Consider the following 21,399-nt stretch of genomic DNA (forward strand, 5'->3'; position numbering starts at 1 on the left):
CAGCTTTCCGTTGACGCCGCCTCGGACGAGCGCGGGGCGACGAGGGCGTACGCCGCGAGGCGCCTCCGGCCGCGGGCTTTCCCTGTCAGCGACCGCGGCCCGACGTATAATCGCCCGGTTGATGCGCCCGGGAGTCACGGTCGCGGACCGTTTCAGGATCGAGGGCCTGGCGGGATCGGGCGGGATGGGCTCGGTGTACCGGGCCACGGACCTGACCGACGACAGCCCTGTCGCGCTGAAGATCCAGCACCGCGGGGCCGAGCATCTGGAGAAGCGGCTCGGGCGCGAGGCGCGCCTCCTCGCCGGGCTGCGCCACCCGGGCATCGTCCGCTACGTCGCGCACGGGGTCACCGGGGAGCGGCAGCCCTACCTCGCGCTCGAGTGGCTCGAGGGCGAGGACCTCGCCGCGCACGTCGCGCGCGCGCGCCTCGGCGTGGACGGCGCGATGGCGCTGCTGCGGCGCCTCGCGGGCGCGCTCGGCGCGGTGCACGAGCGGGGGATCGTCCATCGCGACGTCACGCCCGGCAACATCTTCCTGCCGGGCGGCGCGGTGGAGAGCGCCAAGATCGTCGACTTCGGCATCGCTCGATCTGGCGCTGGCCTGGCCGGCGCCGGCGCCGGCGCTGGCGGCCTGCCCGCGCGCCCGCGCGGCGCCGGCGTCCTCCGGCGGGGCGAGCGCGCGGGCGCGCGCAGCGGGGTGACGCTCGGGACTCCGGGGTACATGGCGCCCGAGCAGGCGCGCGGCGACGCGCGCGTCGACGCCCGCGCGGACGTGTTCTCGCTCGGGTGCGTGATCTGGCACTGCCTCACCGGCCGGCCGCCCTTCGCGGGCGACCAGGTGATGGCGATCCTCGCGAAGGCCGCCCTCGTGGGCCCGCCCCGGCTGTCGGAGCTGCGGCCCGACGTGCCCGCCGCGCTCGACGAGCTCGTCGCCTGGATGCTCGAGAAGGAGCCGGACGGCCGCCCGCGGGACGGCAACGAGGTCCTCGCGAGCGCGGCAGCGCTCCGCGCTGCCCGCGAGCACGCGAGGGACGCGGGCGCCGAGGCCCCGGTGAGCTCCGCGAGGCCCTCGCGGGCGCTGGCCGAGAGCGCCGCTGTCGAGCAGCGGCTCATCAGCGTGGTGCTCATCCACGGCGCGCCCTCGGAGCCCGCGGCCGCGGCGTCGCCCCCCTCGAGCCCCGGGCCCGGCGCGCTGGCGGCCGCGTCCCCCGGGGGCGCGCCCCCGGAGCCCGCGCCGGCAGAGGCGGCGGTCCGGGCGGCGGTCGCGCCCTTCGGCGGGCGCGTCGACCGGCTCGCGGCCAGGTGGCTCGTGGTCACGCTCGCCGGCGCTGGCGAGGTCGAGCCGCGGGCAGAGCCGGCGCGCTCCGCCGACGCGCACGCGAGGGCGCCGACGGACCAGGCGGCCCACGCTGCGCGCTGCGCGCTCGCGCTGCGCGCGCTGCTGCCAGCGGGCTTCTCGATCGCGCTCGCGACGGGCCAGCACGCCTCGGGGCGCTGGCCCGCGCGGCCGGTGATCGAGCGCGCCGCCGCGCTCCTCGAGGCCCGCGCGCGCGTGGATCCCGAGCGCGCCGATGCCAGCGAGGGCGAGGGCGCGCCGCCGCACGGCGGCGTCCTGGTCGACGACGTGACGGCCGGCCTCCTCGCGCTCAGCCGCCCCGAGGTCGAGCGCCTCTTCCCGGAGCTCGGGGCGGGACGAAACGTCGTCGAGCTCCGGCTCGCCGAGCTCTCTCCCGGCGCGCCCGGGCAGCCCGCGCGCGAGGCGCCCGGCCAGGGCGACGCGGCGCGGGCGCGCACCGACGGCGGCGCCGCGGTGCACGCGTTCTACCTCGAGGAGCTGATCCGGTCGGTCGCGCGCGGCGACGCCGAGGGCTCGGCCGAGACGGTGCTCGCGATGGCGCACGCTCGCCTCGACGACCTGCACCCCGCCGTGCGGCGCATCCTCCGCGCGGCGAGCATCTTCGGCGAGGCGTTCTGGCGCGGCGGCGTGGCCGCCCTGCTCGGCGGCGCGCAGGGCGCCCCGGACCTCGAGCGGTGGCTGTCCGAGCTCGTCGCGCGCGCCTTCATCGAGCGGCGCCCCGCGTGCCGGTTCCCTGGCGAAGAGGAGTACGCGTTCCGGCACGCTCGCCTCCGCGAGGCCGCGTACGCGACGCTCACCCGGGGTGACCGGCTCCTCGGTCACCGGCTCGCGGGCGCGTGGCTCGAGGAGGCGGGGGAGAGCGACGCGCTCGCGCTCGCGGAGCACTTCGACCACGGCGGCGAGCACGGCCGGGCGATGCGGTGGTTCCTGCGCGGCGCCGAGCAGGCGCTCGCGCGCGGCGACCTCGCCGCGGCGATCGCGCACGCGGAGCGCGGGGCGCGGCACGGCGACCTCTGCGACCGGCTCGCCGACGCGGACCCCGACGAGGAGCGCGGCGCCTCGTCCGGCCCGCGCAGCGCGCGCGGCGGCGGCGAGACGCTGAGCGCGCTGCGCCTGGTCCAGGCGGAGGCCCACCGCTGGCGAGGCGAGTTCGAGCAGGCCCAGCGCTGCGCCGCCCAGGCGGCGCGCCGCCTGCCTCGCGGCACGCCGCTCTGGTTCCGCGCCGCCGACGAGCTGATGAGCGCGAGCGGGCGGCGAGGCGACTTCGTGCTCACGACCGCCTGGGCGAAGGAGGTCGCCGCGTGTGGCGAGCCCGCCGCGGACGGCGTCCCCGGCGACGAGGAGGCGCGCCGCACGGACGTCCCGCGCGAGCCCGCGGCGCGGGCGGGGGCCGACCTCCTGGGGGCGCGCGTGATCGCCCTGTGCTCTGCGGCGCGCCAGCTCTTCCCCGCGGGGCGCTACGCGGAGGCGGACGCGCTGATCGCGCGGATCCGCGCCCTCGCGGGGGATCTCGCGTCCCTCCCGCCGCGCGCCGCCGCCGAAGTGCACCGGCTGCGCGGCGCGCGGGCGCGGCACCTCGGCGATCCCGCGGGGGACATGGCCGGCTACGCGGCCGCGGTCGAGGCGTTCGAGCGCGCCGGCGACGCGCGCGAGGCGTGCAACGCCCGGGTCAGCCTCGGCTTCGCGCTCCTCGAGCTCGGTGACGTCGAGCGGGCCGGCGAGGAGCTCACCGCCGCGCTCGCGGCCGCCGAGCGCATGGCGCTGCGCACCGTCGCCACGCGCGCCAGGCAGAGCCTCGGCCGCGCGCTCGCGGCCCGCGGCCAGCTCGACGAGGCGCTCGCGCTCTCGCGGCAGGTCATCCTGGAGTGCCGCGGGCACGGCAACCTGCGCTTCGAGGGCGGCACCCGCATCTACGCCGCCCTCATCGCCCATGCGGCCGGGGACTTCGGCGCGGCCGAGGCCGACGCCCGCGACGCCGCCGAGCTCCTCCAGGTGGTGCCGCCGTCCCGCGCCGGCGCGCTCGCCGCGCTCGCGCGCGCCCTCACCGCTCAGGGGCGCGCCGACGAGGCGCTGGCGGCGGCGCGCGAGGCGTCCGAGCTCCTCGCGCGCTACGGCGGCATCGAGGAGTTCGAGTCGCTGGTCCTCGTCGCCTTCGTCGAGGCGGCGCGCTGCGCGGGGGACCACGAGGTCGCCCGCGCCGCCGCCGCTCGCGCCCGCGACCGGCTCCTCGCGCGCGCCGCCGCGATCCCGGAGCCCGCCCTGCGCGAGAGCTTCCTGCACCGCGTCCGCGAGAACGCGATGATCCTGTCGCTCGCGCGCATCTGCCTCGGCGAGTCCGCGGCGATCGCCGCCGCCCGCCGCGCCTCGCGGCCGTGACGCGCAGCGGCGCCGCTGCGCGCCCGGCGATTTCGCAGGTTCGTGGTCGACGGCGGCAGGAAGGCGCTACGGTTCGGTCGTGATCGCGCAATCCTCCTCCTTCATGCGCCGCCGCGCCGCCGCGCTCCTCGCCGTCGTCCTCGGCCTGAGCGCGGGCGCGGTGGGCTGCAAATCGCCGGGCGCGCCGGCCGACGCCGGCGTCGCGGGCCTGAGCCCCGTGCCGGCGCCCGCGGGGCTCATCGCCGAGGCGTTCCTCCCGACGCCGGACGCCACGTGGGCCAAGGCGCGCGCCCTGGTCGGCGGCTCGGCGGCGCTCCTCCCCGGCAGCGTCGGCGCCCTCGCCGCGTCGCTGCTCGGCCTGCCGATCGCCGTCGCGTCCGAGATCGACGGCGGCGTGCCGGTGCTCGGCGCGGCCGTGGAGGCCCCCGACCGGCCGCATCCCCGGGGCGCGCTCGGCATCCACGTGAAGGACGGCGGGCGCCTGATCGACCAGCTCACGCGCGGGGAGGGCGCGCGCTTCCGGTCGACGCCCGACGCGGCGACCTCGATCGCGCTGCTCGAGCCGCTGCAGGGGACGAGCCCCGTGGCGCTCGGCGTCCTCGGCAACTACCTGCTCGTCGCGGAGAGCGCGGCCGACCTGACCGCCGTCGGCCCGTACGTCGCGCGGACGATGCCGCAGGCGCAGGTGCCGAAGGAGGATCTCGCGGTCGAGCTCCCGCGGCCCGCGATCGAGGGCCCGGTGCTCAGGGCGGCGCGGGGCGCCTGGGACAAGGCCCGCGGGCCCGACGGGGCGCCGCCCGCCACCGCGCTCCCGCTCGCGCCGATGATCGAGAGCGCGCTCGCGATGCTCGGCGATCTCGAGCGCGCGCGGCTCACGCTGGTGCTCGACGAGAGCGCGCACCTGCGCGCCTCCGGGACGCCGAAGGCAGGGGGCGGACCGGCGTCGAAGGCGTCGACCGATCTCGCGGTCGGCGACGTGAAGCCGCTGCTCGAGCTGCCCGCCGACACGCTCGCCGGGATCCTGGTCCGCGACCGGGCCGCGTCGCGCGCCGAGGGCGTGCCCAGGCTCGTCGACGCCCTCGCGGGGCTCGTCGAGGGCGATCTCCCGCCCGCGGAGCGCGAGCGGCTCGGCGCCGTGATCCGCGCGGCGTCGGACGCGCGCGGCGACTGGTTCGCCGGCGGGCTCCGGTTCGACGACGCGGGCCCCACGGCCTTCGTGCGCGCCGCCGTGGGCGACCGGGCCAAGCTCGAGGCCGCCGTCCAGGACCTCCTCGGGACCGCGGAGCTCCAGCCGGTGAAGGCCGCGCTGCAGCGGGAGGGGCTCCGGATCGCCACGGGCAAGGCGGAGCTCCCGCAGCTCGAGGGCGAGGTGCGGCGGGTGAGGTTCGAGCAGACCGCCGCGGCGGGCCAGCCCGGCGCCGGCGCCGGGCAGCCGACCGCGCGCAAGGTCGCGCCGGGCGCAGATGCGCCGGGCGGCAAGGGCGCGTCGCTGCCGCCGTCCGCGATCGAGCTGCTTTATCTGGTCCGCGACGACGGCCTCTTCGCGTCGGTCGGCACCGACCCGGGCGCGGGGCTCCGCAGCGTCGTCGCGTCGCTCCAGGGCGAGGGCCTCGGCGGCGTGCCGGCGATGAAGGCAGCGCTCGCGCCGCTCGGCGCGGACATCGCTTTCGCGCTGGTGGTCGATCCGCTGCGGCTCGTCGCGCGCCGCCTCGGCCAGCCGGGCGCCGGCGACCCGGCGCCCGTGGTGATCGCCGCCGGCGCCGCGCCCGCCGCCGGCGCCCCCGCCGCGCTCTGGGCGCGCGCCGACGTCTCCGCCGCCGCGATCCGGGAGTTCATCCGCCTCGGAGGCGCCTTTTGACGAGCGCGGCGCGCGCGGGCACGCTCGCCGTCCGCGGGCTCCACGCGATCCTGCTCGCGCTCACCGCGGGGTGCGCGGCCAAGGGCGGCGCAGACTGGATCCACGATGGATCGAGCGAGCCGCAGATCGCGCGCGGGGGCGGCGGCTGGCTCCACGAGCCCCCGCCGGACGACGGTCGTGGCGGTCGTGAAGGGCGCGCCGGCGAGGCCGGCGAGGCCGGGGGTCGCGTCGCCGGCGCGCCGCCCGGAGCGCCCGACGGCCGGCACGCCGACGACGCTGGTCTCGCGCAGGACGGGCCCGCGCTCCTCGTGCGCGAGCACGGCCGGCCTGCGCGCACCGCCGGCGCCGCGCAACCGCCGCCGGCGCTCCCGCCAGGGCTGTTCCGGAACACCTATTACGACTTCCCGAGCGAGGGCGGCGGGCCGAAGGACGCGGTCCTCTACGACGCCGCCTGCGCGCCGCTCGCGAGCGTCCCGCGCTCGTTCCACGACCAGGTCTGCGTCCAGGGGAGCGGCCGGCTCGCCTCGGGCGACACGGTGAGCTTCGCGCGGCGCGGCTGCGCGTGCGCCGACGTCTGCCCGCGCACCGGCCAGCAGGTCTGCTTCGAGCGGCTCGACCCGCGCCGGTTCCCGTATGGCCGCGGCGCGACCGGCCGCCCGATCACCCCGCTGCGCACGGTCGCCGTCGACTCGACCGTCATCCCGCTCGGCACGTGGCTCTATGTGCCCGAGCTTGCCGGGCTGCCGCTCCCGGGCGGGGGACGCCACGACGGCTGCTTCGTCGCCGAGGATCGGGGCATCAAGGTCGTCGGCCGTCAGATCGACGTCTTCACCGGCGATCCCGCGGTCACCGCGCGCCTCAACGCGCTGTTCCCGTCGAACCGCGGCGTGCGCCTCGTGCTCGATGACGCGCGCTGTCGCGCGATCGCCGCCGCGCCGGGCCCGTCCTGACCGACGTCCCGCCCCGGGAACGCCCGGGAACGCCGGTGCCGGGCCGGTGCCGGGACGGTGCCGGGAAGGGGAGCGCCTCGGTCCGGTGAGGCCGGCCGCCCTGCCGCGCGAAATCCACGTCAAATCCGGAGCCTGGGGACGGCGCGGAGGTGATACGATTTGCCGCCTTCCGGTGGCCTAATGACCTCACGTGGCGTCATCCCCGAGTCCGTATTCCCTCCGCCCTCGGAGGTCACGGACGCGCCGGACGAGAAGCAGCGGGCGCGCGCCCGCGTCGGGATGACCGTCAAGAACAAGTGGCGGATCGACTCCCTCCTCGGCGTGGGCGGCATGGCGTCCGTGTACGCCGCCACCCACCGGAACGGCTCGCGCGCCGCGCTGAAGATCCTGCACGCCGAGTTCGCGCGCGACGTCGGCATCCGCGAGCGGTTCCTGCGCGAGGGCTACGTCGCCAACAAGATCGACCACCTCGGCCGCGTCGCGATCCTCGACGACGACATCACCGAGCAGGACGAGCCGTTCCTGGTGATGGAGCTGCTCGACGGGGAGACCGTGCAGCAGCTCTGGAAGCGCAAGAGCCGGAAGCTGCCCGTCGCGGAGGCGCTCTGGATCGCCGCGGAGGTGCTCAACACGCTGGAGAGCTTCCACGCGGAGGGCATCGTCCACCGCGACCTCAAGCCCGCGAACATCTTCATCACGAAGGACAACGCGGTGAAGCTGCTCGACTTCGGCGTGGCGCGGCTGCGCGGCGCGCCCGGCGACAAGACGAAGGCCGGCACGGCGCTCGGGACGCCCTCGTTCATGGCGCCCGAGCAGGCGATGGGGCTGACCGAGGGGGTCGACGGCCGGGCGGATCTCTTCTCGATCGGCGCGACCCTGTACGCCGTGCTCAGCGGCCAGCGGCTCCACCAGGGGCGCTCCGACAACGAGGCGTTCATCCTCGCCGCGACGACGCCGGCGCCGTCGCTCGCGCGGATCGCGCCCGAGCTGCCCGCCTCCGTCATCGGCCTCGTCGACAAGGCGCTCGCCTGGGATCGGCGCAACCGCTACGAGTCGGCCGCGCAGATGCGGCAGGAGGTGCTGCGCATCCTCGAGGAGGTCGGCGCGTCCGCCCCCCGCCGCAGCGCGCCGCAGAGCACGCGGCGCCCCCCGCCGGACGACTCGCCCACGGCCGTCGGGGTGCGGCCGCCCGAGGAGCCCGAGCCCCGGGAGGAGCCGGGCGACGCGGAGGCGGACGACCCGGCGGTCACGCGGCTCGCGGAGGTGTTCCGCCGCATGGAGCGGCTGCTCCCGGCGGTGCGCCACTACGGCTGGAGCCACCCGGACGCCGACAACAAGCTCCGCACGAGCTTCCAGGCGATCGTGGAGGCGCTGCGCGTCGACGGGAGCCTCGTCTACTGGGCGCTGACGCCGTACGCCTTCGAGCACCGCCGGCGGACGGTGTGGGAGCCGTCGCATCCGCTCGATCTGGTGCCGTACAACCTCTTCGCGGCCGGCGTGCGGCGCGTGCAGCTGCTCCCTGGCATCACCAAGGACGAGCTGCGCGCGTTCTGCGAGGTGCTGTTGCTCGATCCGCTGCGCGACCTCGCCCCCGAGGACGACGTCGCGGCCGCCCTGTGGGAGCGCCGCCTCGAGCACGTGCGCTACGACGTGGTGAGCGTCTTCGCCGAGGGGGACGCGGCCGACCGCGAGCAGTTCTGGCACGAGGCCGACGACCTGGAGGCGATGGCCCGGCGCGCCGCCGAGGAGAAGGCGAACCGCGCCGAGGCGGCCGCGATGGTGATCGACACCGACGCGGCCGCGCTGCAGGCGGCGCGCCGCGCCGCGAGCGCCCTCGCGCTCGACCCGGCGGCGCAGCGCGCGCTCGGCACGCAGCTCGTGCTCAGCCCGGACCGCTGGAGCGAGCGCTTCGTCGAGGTCGTCGCGGACGCCTTCCTGAACGCGAAGCGCTACCAGGACGTCGAGCTCGTGACGGAGCCGATGGCCGCCTCGGCGCGCGACCTCATCCTCGCGCGCCGGTTCGACACGCTCTTCGCGATGCACGACGCGGTGGAGCGGGCGCTCGACGCGCTCGCGCCCAGGCAGCAGGGCGGCGCGCTCGCGACCGAGCTCGCGCGCGGCGTGTTCCCGCCCGACACGGTGCGGCTGCTCCTCCGCGAGGCGACGCGCGTGCTCGTGACGGGCACGCCCGGCGCCGCGGCGCAGCCCGCGCCCGTGGACCTCGAGCTCGTCGCGCAGCGCCTCGCGCCCATCCTGCAGAAGCTCGGCTCCGAGTACCTGCCGGTCGCGATGGAGACCGTCGGGCACGTCGGCCACGAGGCCCTGCGCCGCGCGCTCCTCGGCTACCTCGAGCGCACGCTGCCCGGGCACGAGGAGGGGGTCGTCGACGCGCTCATGACGCTTGAGCTCGACGTCACCCGCCCGATCCTCAAGATGTTCGCCGCGTCGCGGACGCCGGGCGCCCTCGGCGCCCTGAAGCGGCTCACCGGGTGCGCGAACGCGGCGCTCCGCTGCGAGGCGATCGCCCACCTCGCCACGAGCCCCGAGCAGATCAGGGACGAGCTGCTCTCGCTCGCCGAGTCGGCGCCGCCCGACGTGCGCGTCGCGGCGCTCCGCACGCTGGCGCACCACCAGGTGCGCGCCGCCGGCCCGCTGCTCGTCCGCCGCGTGCAGGACAGCTCGTTCCACCAGCTCACGCTCGACGAGCGGCGCGAGTTCCTCGGCGCGCTCTACACGCTGAACCCGGCGCGCGGCGAGTCGGTCGCCGTCGAGCTGCTCCAGCGGCACGGCCTGCTCGCCGACGAGGCGGCGGAGCAGACCCGCTGCCTCTCGGCGGAGCTGCTCGGCCGAGAGGCGCGCTCGCAGGAGGCGCTCGACGCCGCGCTCGCGGCGACGAAGCGGCGGCCGTGGAACAGCCAGCCGCTGCGCGACGCCGCGAGCGCCGCCGCCGAGGCGATCGCCGCGCGCCTCGGCAAGCGGATCTCGACCACCGGGGAGCTCCCGTGACGGCGCCCCAGGTCGACGTGATCACGCAGAACGTGTCGGAGAACATCCGGCGAGAGCAGGCGCGCGACCTCGCCGCCAGCGTGGTGCAGGCGCTCTTCCGGCTGGTGAAGCTCTCGACGCTGCACTCGATCGACAACCAGGCGATGGTGCGGCAGGTCGAGGAGACGGTCTCGCTGATCCAGGACTTCGGCCAGCGCTCCGGCCACAACGTCTCCATCCTGTTCACCCGCGGGTCGGTCTTCGTCTCCGGGCAGCTCCTCAAGGCGAACCGCGCCGTCTACGAGGGCGCGCTCGAGCTCGGGGACATCCTGAGCCGCTGCGGCTACTCCGAGATCGGGGTCGCCAAGGACGTCCGCGCGAGCGATCTCTACGCGCTCGCCTCCGCGCTCGCCGAGGCCCTCCGGAGCAGCAAGCCGGCGCTCGTGGACCGCCCGGCGCCGCGCGTCCGCCTGCGCGCGGTGGACGAGGCCGTGCTCCACCGCGAGGTGGCGATCGACCGCGAGGCCGACGAGGCCGCGGCCATCGTGCGGACCTACGCGACGGCGATCGTGATCTTCCGCCGCTTCTACGACGACCTGCGCCAGGGCCGGTACACCCTGCGGCAGGGCGTCAAGCGCATCACGCAGCGCCTCGTCGACCTCTCCGCGAACGAGACGCCGGCCTTCCTGGGCGTCACCGCGCTGCGCAACCAGAACCACGACGACGCCGGGCGCGCGGTGAACACCGCGATCCTGAGCCTCGCGATGGCCCGGCAGATCACGGGCGACGTCGTGCTCCTCCAGCGGCTCTCGATGGCGGCGCTGCTCTTCGACATCGCGCGGCCGCGGCTCACCGGCGTCGCGAAGGGCGATTCGAACGGGCTCGTCCCGCAGCTGAGCGAGCAGCAGGACGCGGACGTCCCGGCGGGCACGGCGGTCGTGCTGACCGCGCTCGGCCTCGTCAACGAGCCCAGCGTGATGCGCACGGTGGTGGCCTACGAGGCGCACTGGGTGCGTCGCCAGGCGGCGCTCGGCCCGGTGTACCGCGGGCTCCGGCAGCCGACGCTGCAGGCGCGCATCCTCGCGACGGCCCGCGCCTTCAACGACCTCTTGACGGCCGCGCCGGGCGAGGCGCCGCTCTCCGCCGACGAGGCGATCGCCAAGCTCGAGCAGGAGGCGGCCGATCCGGCGGACCGCACGGTGCTGCGGCTGCTCGTCGGCGCGCTCGGGATCTTTCCGACGGGCACGCTCGTGGAGCTCTCCACCGGGGAGGTCGCGCTGGTCGTGCAGACGCCGGCGCACCCGGCCCGCTACTCGCAGCCGCGCGTCCGCTTGGTCCTCGACGCCTCGGGTGGTCCCATCGGGCGCGCGATCGAGGTCGATCTCGCCGAGCGGCCTCGCCAGGGCGAGCCGACGCGCCACATCCGCCGGATCGTCGCGACGAGCGACGACCCGGCCGTGGCCTCGATGCGGGCCTACGCGGCGGTCCAGGAGGCGCCGCAGGTGTCGCTGCGCTCGCCGCCGGTCCCGGCGGACGCGCCGCCGATCCGCTCCGCGCCCGCGCCGGCGTCGCCCCTCGGCAACCTGCGCATGCCGCCGCAGCAGCAGATCACGCGGCCCTCGTCGCCGACGCTGCCGATGACCAGCTCGCCGGCGGGGCGGAGGACGCAGCCGCGGTCCGGCGACGCCGGCCGCGGGCCCGCCTCGCCGTTCGAGGCCGCGCCGCCCGACGACGGCGGCGCGGATGCCAGGATGCTCGCCGATCTTCCGCCGGCGCCGTCCGGCAAGCGCTCGCCGACGTTGAGGCCAGGGCGCTCCACGGCGCGCTGGCCTGACCTACCGCAGGAGCAGGGGCCCGCCGCGGCGGACCCGTACGCGCCGCCGCCGGGCGCGCAGGGAGAGGAGTCGTGGTCCGTGCAGACAGACAGCGATCCGGACGAGATCCTCGAGGAGAGCGCGCGGTCATCGGCGCTGCGCACCCGCGGCTGGGGAGAGCAGCCCCCGCGGCGCGAGCCGAGCCCGGAGTCGGAGCTGCCCCCCTCGGCCATGGCCGGCCCGATCGCCGTGCTGTCGCTGCCGGGCGATCCGCCGACCGCGGAGGGCACGCTCGCGCGCACGCCGCTCGTGCACCTGCTCGTGTACATGCTCGACCGGCGCCTCACCGGCACGACGTGCTTCATCGACCCTGACGGCGTCCGCCACGGCGTCTTCTTCAGCGACGGCGTGCCGGCCAAGATCTGGACCGGGACGATCATCGCCCCGCTCGACCGCGTGATCCTCGAGCTCGGCCTCCTCGGCGAGGCGACGCTCCGGGAGACGCTCCGCGACATCACCAAGCGGAGGGTGCTGCACGGTCGGCTGCTCGTCTCCCGCGGCCTGCTCGACCGGGAGACGGTCTTCGGCGTGCTGCGCCAGCAGCTCGTGCGCAAGCTGGTCGCGCTCTACGACCTCTCGCCCGAGACGCGCTACGCCTACTACGACGGCCAGAACCTGCTGTCGTCCTACGGCGGCCCGGAGCTCATCGGGTGCGAGCCGCTCGCGGTGATCATGGCGGGGGTCCGGCTCCACGCCGACGATCCGCTGATCGACGCGACCCTCGAGCGCATCCAGGGCCGGCAGCTCGGCCTCCACGTCGAGGCCGAGATGAGGCGGTTCCAGCTGCACCGCGACGAGGCGGCGATCGTCGACCTGCTGCGCATGCGGCGCATGACCCTCGCCGAGCTCGTCGGGGCGGGCGTCGCGCAGGAGCGCGTCGTGCGGCTGACGATCTACGCGCTCGCGATCACGCGGCACCTCGATCTCGGCGCGCCGGGCCGGCGCCCGGTGGGGCTCGGGCGGGAACGAGCGGCCGGCGCTCACGCGGCCGACGCGGGGCAGGCCCCCCAGCGCGAGCCGCCCGGCGCGGCCGCGCGCTCGCCGCGGCCCACCTCGGGCTCGACGGTGCCCGCGCCGCGCCCGGCGCGCGGCGAGGCCGAGGGCCGCGCCGCGCCGAGGCAGCCCGAGGAAGCCGCGCCGTCCAGCAGGCGCTCGGGCTCGCCGTTCGCCGAGGCGGCCGCGCCGCGACGCTCGACCGCGCCGCCCCCGTCCGCCGCGCCCGAGGCGCGCGGCGCGCCGGGCCCGGGCGCGGCGGCGGCGTCGTTCGAGCCGCGCGCGTTCGTCGGCGATCCCGGCGGCGCGCCCCGCGGCGCGGACCCCAAGGCGCCGCGGCCGCCTGCCGCGCAGGCCGCTCCCGGCGCCTGCGCGCAGCCGCAGCCGCAGCAGGCGCCGACCGTCAAGATGGCGGCCGTCGGCCCGGAGGGCAGGTCCGCGCGCGGGGGAGCGCGCGCGGGCGCCGGCACCGACGCGGCGCCGCCGCCGGCGCCCGCGCGCGCCGCGGAGCCCGCGCGGCCGCAGCCGGCCGCGGCGCCTGCGCCCGATCTCCCGCCGCTGCCGCGCGCCGCGCTGAGCCCCGAGCTCACCGCGCGCCGCGCCGAGATCGAGGCGCGCGCCGCGTCGATCGACGGCGAGAGCTTCTTCGAGATGCTCGGCGTCGCGGAGGACGCCCCTCCGGAGCGCGTGCAGAGCGCCTACTTCGCGCTCGCCAAGCAGTGGCACCCCGACCGGACGCCGCAGGAGCTCCATGACGTCAAGCCGCTCATCGCGCGCGTGTTCGCCCGCGTCAGCGAGGCCTACCAGACGCTGAGCGACCCGAAGCGCCGCGCCGAGTACCTCCAGGCGCCGAAGGAGGCCACGTCGCCCGCGGAGGACGAGGAGAAGATCGCCCGCGTCGTCGACGCCGCGCTCGAGTTCCAGAAGGCCGAGGTGCTGCTCAAGAAGAACGACCTCGTGGGCGCCGAGATCCGCGCGCGGCGCGCGCTGGCCGAGGACCCGGAGCAGCCCGAGTACATGACGCTGCTCGTGTGGATCCAGGCGCAGCGTCGCGGCGAGCCGCCCGCGCTCGCGGAGGGGGCCACGAGCGCGCACTACGATGATCTGATCCAGACGCTGGACGCCGTCCTGCAGAAGGAGCCCCGCTACGAGCGGGCGCTCTTCTACCGCGGCATGCTCCTCAAGCGCTCGGGTCGGGTCGACAGGGCCATCCGCGATTTCCGCCTGGCGGCCGAGATCAACCCGAAGAACCTCGACGCCATCCGCGAGGTGCGCGTGCAGGAGATGCGCAGCCGGACGAGCGCCGATCCGACCCCGGCGGGCGGCCTGTTCGGCAAGCTCTTCAAGCGCTGATCGCGCGCGTCGGCGCGCGCTCCGAGCGCCGCGCGGGGACGTGCGCCCGAGCGGCGGCGCGCCGCCGCGAGGACGCGCGCCCGAGCGTCAGCGCGCCGCTGCGGGGGTCGCGCCGAGCGACCGCAGCGCGCGGCAGACCGTCTCCTCGCGGCAGGGCCCGACCCGCCCCGCGTGCCCCGGCCACGGCACCTCGCGCACGCGGTGGAGATCGCGCACGTCGGGGCCGCGCCACGGGCCGAGCGCCCGGTCGACGCGCGCCTCTCGCTCGTTCGTCGCCGGCAGCGAGAGCTGCACCTGCGGCACGATGCCGACCTTCTGCACCGGCGCGCCGTCGGGCAGCGCGTAGAGCAGCGTCGTCAGCCGCAGCACGCCGACGTGGGCGTCGTCGTCGAGGTACTCCTGCGCGCACCCCTTGCCGTAGGTGCGATCGCCGATCACCACGCCGCGCCGGTAGCTGGCGATCGCGCCGGCGATCATCTCCGCCGCGCTCGCGGAGTCGCCGTCGACGAGCACCGCCAGCGGCCCGCTCCACCCGCGCTCCGCCGGGACGTCGGGCGATCGCTCCACCTCGACGCCGCCGTCGCGGCGCCGCATCGGGAACAGCGGAACGCCCGGCAGGAACAGCCCGAGCGCGGCGATCGCCCCGTCGGTCGACCCGCCGCCGTTCGCGCGCACGTCGAGCATCACGCCCCGCGTGTCGCCCTGCGCGCGCGCGCGGTGGAGCGCCGCCGCGACCCGGTCCCCGAGGTCGTCGGGCACGTCGGGGACGGCGATCACCGCGACCTTGCCGTCTCCGAAGCGCACCAGGTCGAGCGGCAGCTCCGACGGCGCGGCCTCCGGCGGCTGCGGCCCGACCGCGTGCGGCGCCACGGTCAGGTCGAGCGGCGCCGCGGCGCCGCGCCGGAGCAGCGCCACGCGCGCGGTCGTCCCGGGGCGCACGTCGGCCAGCACGGCGAGCTGCTCGGCCTGCTCGACGCTCATGCCGGAGATGGGCAGGTCCTGGATCCGGATCACCACGTCGCCGTCCGCGAGCGGCGCGAGCGCGCCGCGGTCGATGCGCACGCCGATCGCGGTGCGCGTCATCTCTTGCCAGAGCCGGGCCGGCGGGTGCGCCTCGAGGTCGAGATCGTAGATGGAGACCTCCTCCTCGAGCGGCGCCCAGGCGCCGTGCGCGTCCAGCTGGGGTACGTAGGCGCGCACCGCCGCCGCGATCACCGCGCGCGACCAGCCTTCCTCGCTCATCGAGGGCGCCGCGCGCTCGCGCACGGCGTCGGCGTACCGGGCGAGCGGCTCTCCGAAGCGCGCGCGCAGCCCGCCGACCTCCCGGCCGAGCTCGCGCGCGAGCTCCCGGGCGCTCCGCGTCACCTCGCCGTCCTCGAACGGCGCCGCGGACACCAGCTCCCACGCCTCGGCGAGCGTCGCGGGCGGGCTGGCGAGGCCGCGCCGGTAGCCGTCGTCGAAGAGCCCATCGAGCTCGCGCGACCACCTGGCGAGCTCCTCTCCCACGCGCTGCGCCGCCGGGCACGGCCCGCTCCCCACCGGCGCCTGCAGCTCGGCCAGGAGCGCGGCGGCCTCGCGCCGCAGCGACGCGCCCACGGGCGCGTCGGGCGCCACCGACCACAGCCCGTGCGGATCGAGCCAGTCGGACGTCGCCTCGGCAAACTTTGCGGGATCGACGCGGAGGGGCGGGGCGGCCAGGGTCGTGCGGGCCTGCGCGACGATGGCGCGCGCCTGATCGCAGCCGAGCGAGGTCGGCGCCCCGGTCGGCACGGCGATGCCGCGGTCGAGGGCGTTCGGGTCGCAGCCCACGCCGTCGATCTCCTCGTCGTCCGGAGACAGCGCGTGGAGCAGGGGCCGCGCGATCCCGCGCTGCGCCTTCGCGAGGGGCGTCTCCGCCTCGCGCGAGAGCAAGGCGAGCATCGCCAGACTTGCGGCGACGCACGCGACCGAGCTCGCGACGCGCGTCCTCACTGCTCTCCGAATACCACGATGCGGGGCACGGGGGCAGGGGCGACGGCGGCGAGCGGCGCGCGCGCCCGGGCTGGATGCGCGGAGCCGGCGCCCGCGCGCAGGGGGCTCGGTGCTCTCTGCTTCGGCTTCCGCCGCTTCCGCCGCTCGCGCGCCGTGGATCTCGGCTCAGCGCCGCGCATTCGTGCTCTTCCGCTTTCCCGCAAAGGTTTCGCTCCCCTCAGGGGATCCGAACACGTTGCGCATTCCAGCGCAAAAAAAGGCGATTTCCTAAGGTTTATCCCGGCATCGCGCCTGCATCTGCCCTCGTGCCGCCGACCGGCTCGCAGGGGTCTCCCAACCCAGTCCTCCTTGATCGGCGCGCGCGGCGGAGAGCGAAGAGACCATGAGCACCACCTGGGATCGTGCGGCATTCTCGGCTTATCGAACGGAGCTCGCGAACTACGCCACCCTGAGCCCGGACGCCGAGCGGGAGCTCGCGCTCCGCTGGCGCGCTGGTGACCGGGACGCGGGCCGGCGCCTCATCGAGGCGTGCTTGCCGTTCGTCATGACGATCGCGCTCGAGTACCGCCGGTGGGGGCTCCCGATGGAGGACATCGTGCAGGAGGGCAACATCGGCCTCCTGAAGGCCGCGGAGCGCTTCGATCCGGACCGCGGCTGCCGCCTGGCGACCTACGCGGCCTACTGGATCCGGGCGGAGATCCGGGAGCACGTGGCGCGGGGGTACCGGATCGTGCGCCTCGGCTCGTCGAAGAGCGAGCGCCGCGCGCTGCGCATCTACCGCAAGACGCACGAGAAGGACCCGGCGGTGCTGGCCGAGCTGAGCGGCCTGACCGAGGAGCGGGCGACCGAGCTGCTTCCGCTGCTCATGGCCCGCGACGTCAGCCTGGAGCGTCCTCCGACCGAGGACGGCGTGGCCCCGGTGGACCGGCTCGCGTCGAGCTCGGAGACCCCGGAGGACGAGGCGTGCGCCGCGGACGAGCGCGAGCAGCTCTCGCGCGCGCTGCTCCAGGTCGTGAACGAGCTGTCGCCCCGCGAGCGCCGCATCATGAACCAGCGCTGGCTGACCGACAGCCCCGTGACGCTGGAGCAGCTCGGCGCCGACTTCGGCGTCAGCAAGGAGCGCGTGCGGCAGATCGAGGAGCGCGCGAAGAAGCGGATGCGCGCGCGCATCGAGGAGATCACCCGGGAGCCGATGGCGAAGAGCGCGTGACACCGCGGCGGCCGCGCCCCTGCGAGCTTCGCAGGGGCCGGCCGCTGCGCGACGCGCGTCGGAGACCGCCTAGATCTCGATGACCGTGCCTTCGCGGGCGGCGATGGTGTTCGGGAAGAGCTCGCGGGCGCGCATCTCCTTCTCGCGCACCATCGCGTCGGTCTGGTTGGGGTCGTGGTGGTGCAGGACGAGCTGCTTGGCGCCGCACGCCTTCGCGAGCTCGCAGCCCGCGACGAACGTGGCGTGACCCCAGCCCGTCTTCGGACCGCCGCCCACCTCGCCCGAGTACTCCTCGGGCGTGTACATCGCGTCGAAGATCAGCACGTCGGCGCCCATGGCGAGCTTCTTCAGCTTCGGATCCACGATCGCGTAGTGCTCGGAGTCGGTGATGTACACGACGACCTTGCCCTCGTGCTCGACGCGGTACGCGTACACGCCGTTCGGGTGGTTGCCCCGCGCGTTCGTCACGCGCACGTCGTCGTTCGGGCCGATCGTGACCACCTCGCCCTCGTAGAGATCGCGGAACGTCATCGCCGCGCCCATCTCCGTGAGGTGCACCGGAAAGCTCGGGTAGTCCATCTGCCCGGCGAGCGTCTCCTCGAGCGTCCGGGAGACGTTCAGGCCGCCGTAAAGATGGATCTTGTTGCCGCGCACGAACGCCGGCGTGAAGAAGGGGAAGCCCTGGATGTGATCCCAGTGCACGTGACTGAAGAACATCCAGGCTTCGAAGGGCATCTCCTTGACCAGATCCTGGCCGAGGAGACGGAGCCCCGTCCCGCCATCGAGGATGACCAGCGTCTCACCGGCACGAATCTCGTAGCAGCTCGTGTTGCCGCCGACTTCGACCGTGCCTGCACCGGGCGTGGGGATGCTTCCGCGAACCCCCCACATCTTGATCCGCATCCTGCCTCGCTCGCTGAACCCCGCCCGTTTCAAGGTAGAGCTATTAGATTCCGAGCGCGGGCAGCGTCAAGCCGCCTGGTGCACCGGGAGCAAGGAAGGTCGCAGGCGTGGAGACCTGGCCGGGGGAGCAGGGGCACGGCGCCAATGTAGTTGCAGGGTAATTGCGGCCCCGCGGCAGGCCGCGACGGCCCTCGGGACGCGGCGGGGCGGGGAGCGGCGGCGGAGGGGGGGAGCCGCGGCGGCGGCGCGGGGGCAGCGGCGCGGCGGGGCGGCGCCCGGGGCGGGGGCGCCGGCAGCGCAGCAGACAGACGAAGGCCGCGGCCGATGGGCTATGGTCGGGCCCATGCCGCTCCACGCGGACGCCATCGTCGTCCTCGGCTGCAGGATGCTCCCGTCCGGGCGCCCGGCGGCCCCCGGCGCGCGCCGCGCGGCGACCGCGGCGCACGCGTACCGCGAGGGCGTCGCGCCGTGGGTGATCGCCAGCGGCGGGCGCCGCTGGGGCGCGCAGATCGAGGCGCGCGTGCTCTCCGCCGAGCTGCGGCGCGCCGGCGTCCCGTCGCACGCGATCGTCCAGGACCTCTGGTCGCTGACGACGCACGAGAACGCGATCTTCAGCGCGGCCCTCCTGCGCCGCATGGGCGCGCGGCGGGCGGCGATCGTCACCTGCCCCTGGCACATGGCGCGCGCTCTCCAGAACTTCCGCGAGGTCGGGATCGACGCCTGCGCGCTGCCGGCGCCGCACGTGAGCGCGTCGATGGTTGCGCGCGCGTGGCTGCGCGGTCACGAGGTGGTCTCGACGTGGCTCGACGCGCGCGCGATGCGCCGCCGGCGGATCCTCAGCGAGAGCGCCGCCTGGCTGCTCGATACAGCGCGTCAGGGTGAAACGTGATCATGCCGAGAAGGCGCTCCTCTCTCCTCGCTCTGCCCCTGTCCCTCGCCGCCTGCACCGGGCAGCCGACGCCTGGCCCCGCGCCCGACGCGGGGAGCGCCGCGGCGGCGCCGGCCGCGGGCGCCGGGGCGTCGGAGCGGCTCGGCGCCCTGCTCGCCGCCGAGCAGCGCCGCGCCGCCCTGGAGGTGAGCCCCGCCGATCAGCAGAGCCGCGACGTCGACGTGCGCCGCGCCGCCGCGCGGGCGCTCGCGCGCATCGGCGGCGACGCGGCGCGGCCCGGGCTCATGCGGGCGCTCGCCGACGAGGACGACGAGGTGATCGCGTGGGCCGCGTACGGCCTCGGGTTCTCGTGCAAGGAGCACGAGAGCGACACGGTCTCGGCGCTCGTCGCGCGCGCCCTCGCTCGCGACGCCGCCCCGGGCCTTTCGAGCGCGCCGAGCGGCGCCGCGCCCGCGGCGGCGGCGGCGAGCGGCAGCGCGACGGCGGCGAGCGGCGGCGCGACGGCGGTGAGCGGCGGCGCGGCGGCGGCGAGCGGCGGCGCGACGGCGGCGAGCGGCGGCGCGACGGCGGTGAGCGGCGGCGCCGCCGCTGCGGGGGCGTCGCCGCTCGACGTGGGCGGCGCGCTCGCCCGCGCGATCGGGCGGTGCGGCGCCGAGGCGTCGGAGCCGACGCTCGTCGCGTGGCTCGATGGGCCGCGCGAGCGCGCGATCCACGCGGCGTACGCGCTCGGCGACCTCGCCGCGCTCAAGCTCAAGCTGCGCGAGGAGACGCTCGTCGCGCTGCTCAACCTCGCCTCGGGCAGCGCGGCCAGCCCGCCGGTCCCGGAGGCGCTCTACCCGATCGGCCGGCTCGAGCACGTCCCGCTCACGGTCATCCCGCGGATCCGCGACGTCGCGGCCGCGCGGCTCGCGGAGGCGGGCGGCGCGCGGCTCTTCGCGGTGCGCGCGCTCGGTCGGGCAGGGGAGGCGGCCGTCGGCGAGCTCGCGCGCGTGCTCACCTCGCGCGGCGTGTTCGCCGCGAGCGAGCGCGCCGAGGCCGCACGCGCGCTCAAGCGCCTCGGCGCGCCCGGCCAGCGCGCGCTCGCCGACGCGCTCGCCTCGCTCGTCCCGAGCGCGGACCCGATCGCGCTCACGGGCCTCGTCGGCGAGGACTTCGGCGCGCTGCTCACCGCGCTCGACGCGCTCGCGTCCGCGGGCGTCGCGCGCAAGCCGCTGCGCGACCTCGCCGCGCTGCCGCCGCCGCCGAGCGCGCCCGCGGCGATCCTCCGCCGCGTCACGTGGCTCCGCTGCGGCGCGGCCAGGCTCCTCGCGGGCGAGAACTACCGCGATCCGCTGCTCCTCGGCTGTGACGCCACGGCGCCGGACGATCCGGGGAGCAAGCCGGACGCGGGCGCGCCGGTGCGCGGCGCGATCGGCGCGCGGGCGGTCGTCGAGGTGATCGGCCGCGGCGCGATCACGGGGGCGCGGCTCGCCGCGTTCCGCGCCTACGCCGAGGCGGGCGATCTGCGCGCGAGGGAGGCCGCGATCGAGCTCATCGCCTCGCACGAGGAGATCGCCGGGGCGCCCGACCTGCTCGCGAAGGCGCTCGCCGCGGAGGAGCCGGGCCTCGTCGCCGCCGCGGCGGAGGTCATCGCGCGGCAGCCCCAGCGCGCGTCGGAGGCGCCGGGGCAGGGGAAGCGCAAGCGCAAGCGCAAGCGCGACGACAGGGATGCTCCCGCCGACGTGGTCACGTCGCCGGCGGTCGAGGGGGCGCTGCTCTCGCTGCTCGACCGCCCGGGCGCGCGCGATGACCCGGAGCTGATCGGCTCGGTCATCGACGCGGCGGGGGCGCTGGCGCTCAAGCCGGCCGAGCCTCGCCTGGAGGAGCTCTGCCGTTCGAGCTACCCGACGACGCGGGCGCACGCGGGGACGGCGCTCGGCGTGCTCAGGGGCCGCAAGGTCGCGTGCGACGCCGGGCTGCCGGGCGACGCGGGCGCGGCGGGGCGTCCGGTCGTCGCGCCCCCGGCTGGCGAGCTGCCGGCCGAGGCGTCCGCGCTCGTGCGCGAGCTGGCGGTGCTGACGTTCGACACGGACGCCGGCGAACTCACGATGACGCTCGATCCGGCGCTCGCGCCGATCGCGGTGACCCGCTTCGTCGAGCTCGCGCGCTCGGGCTACTACGATGGCAAGATCGTCCACCGCGTGGTGCCCGGCTTCGTCACCCAGTTCGGCGCGCCGTTCGGCGACGGCGCCGGCGGTCCGCCCGGCAGGCCGGCGCTCCGCTGCGAGACGTCGCCGGTCCCTTTCGAGCCGCTCCGTGTCGGCGTCGCCCTCGCCGGCCGCGACACCGGATCGAGCCAGCTCTTCGTCATGCACGCGCGCGCGCCGCACCTCGACGGCCAGTACGCGGCCGTCGGCGTCGCCGCTGGACCGTGGGCTGCGCTCGTCGATGGCGATGTCATCCGGAGCGTGAAGGTCCGGAACTGATCGCGCGCGGCGCGCGCCGTGTGGCGCGTCGACGTTCGCGTGGCGCGCGACGTACGCCGTGAGTGCGTCGACGGCCGCGCGGCGCGCGCAATGTGGTGCGTCGACGGTCGCGCGGCGCGCGCAATGTGGTGCGTCGACGTGCGCTGCGCGACGCGCGCGTCGCGCAACCCGCTCGTCACGGCGGGGTCCATCCATGTCGATTGACAACCGCCCCC

At 76.6% G+C, this 21,399-nt stretch carries 10 protein-coding genes; 8 read left to right on the plus strand and 2 right to left on the minus strand.

Annotated features, from left to right (window positions below; all coding sequences use genetic code 11):
- Positions 1-121: 121 nt before the first annotated feature.
- The 5 genes from WME89_RS07280 to WME89_RS07300 all read left to right on the plus strand — a co-directional run bounded on the left by WME89_RS07280 (position 122) and on the right by WME89_RS07300 (position 13,746).
- The gene (locus WME89_RS07280) at positions 122-3,733 is read left to right on the plus strand and encodes a protein kinase domain-containing protein (protein WP_438008510.1); all 3,612 of its coding nucleotides are present in this window, start codon (positions 122-124) and stop codon (positions 3,731-3,733) included.
- A gap of 79 nt (positions 3,734-3,812) precedes the next feature.
- Positions 3,813-5,591, plus strand: a complete 1,779-nt coding sequence (locus WME89_RS07285; RefSeq protein ID WP_438008511.1) for a hypothetical protein — start codon at positions 3,813-3,815, stop codon at positions 5,589-5,591.
- A complete protein-coding gene (locus tag WME89_RS07290) occupies positions 5,588-6,541 on the plus strand; it encodes a 3D domain-containing protein (RefSeq protein WP_438008512.1) in 954 nt (317 codons plus the stop codon). Before WME89_RS07285 ends, WME89_RS07290 begins: the two co-directional genes overlap by 4 nt.
- 180 nt (positions 6,542-6,721) lie before the next feature.
- A complete protein-coding gene (locus tag WME89_RS07295) occupies positions 6,722-9,547 on the plus strand; it encodes a protein kinase domain-containing protein (protein WP_438008513.1) in 2,826 nt (941 codons plus the stop codon).
- Complete coding sequence (locus WME89_RS07300) at positions 9,544-13,746, plus strand: DnaJ domain-containing protein (RefSeq protein ID WP_438008514.1); 4,203 nt, start codon at positions 9,544-9,546, stop codon at positions 13,744-13,746. The genes WME89_RS07295 and WME89_RS07300 overlap by 4 nt, the downstream gene beginning before the upstream one ends.
- Positions 13,747-13,833: 87 nt before the next feature.
- On the opposite strand, the gene WME89_RS07305 is transcribed toward WME89_RS07300, so the two are convergent.
- Positions 13,834-15,717, minus strand: a complete 1,884-nt coding sequence (locus tag WME89_RS07305; RefSeq protein ID WP_438008515.1) for a S41 family peptidase — start codon at positions 15,715-15,717, stop codon at positions 13,834-13,836.
- A 382-nt stretch (positions 15,718-16,099) separates the two neighbouring features.
- Between WME89_RS07305 and WME89_RS07310 the strand changes: the two genes are divergently transcribed.
- Positions 16,100-16,927 (plus strand): sigma-70 family RNA polymerase sigma factor, encoded by an 828-nt coding sequence (locus WME89_RS07310; protein ID WP_438008516.1) that lies wholly within the window; start codon positions 16,100-16,102, stop codon positions 16,925-16,927.
- Positions 16,928-16,996: 69 nt separating this feature from the next.
- Here WME89_RS07310 and WME89_RS07315 read toward each other — a convergent pair whose 3' ends face one another.
- A complete protein-coding gene (locus tag WME89_RS07315) occupies positions 16,997-17,818 on the minus strand; it encodes an MBL fold metallo-hydrolase (protein WP_436625537.1) in 822 nt (273 codons plus the stop codon).
- Positions 17,819-18,173: 355 nt separating this feature from the next.
- Here WME89_RS07315 and WME89_RS07320 point away from each other — a divergent pair, with 355 nt between their 5' ends.
- Both WME89_RS07320 and WME89_RS07325 read left to right on the plus strand, forming a co-directional pair.
- Entirely contained in the window at positions 18,174-18,719 is a 546-nt protein-coding gene (locus WME89_RS07320) for a YdcF family protein (protein WP_437624360.1), read from the plus strand.
- A 2-nt stretch (positions 18,720-18,721) separates the two neighbouring features.
- Positions 18,722-21,184 (plus strand): peptidylprolyl isomerase, encoded by a 2,463-nt coding sequence (locus WME89_RS07325; protein ID WP_438008517.1) that lies wholly within the window; start codon positions 18,722-18,724, stop codon positions 21,182-21,184.
- The last annotated feature ends 215 nt before the right edge of the window (positions 21,185-21,399 follow it).

Source organism: Sorangium sp. So ce321 (assembly GCF_051530195.1).
Classification (GTDB): domain Bacteria; phylum Myxococcota_A; class Polyangia; order Polyangiales; family Polyangiaceae; genus Sorangium.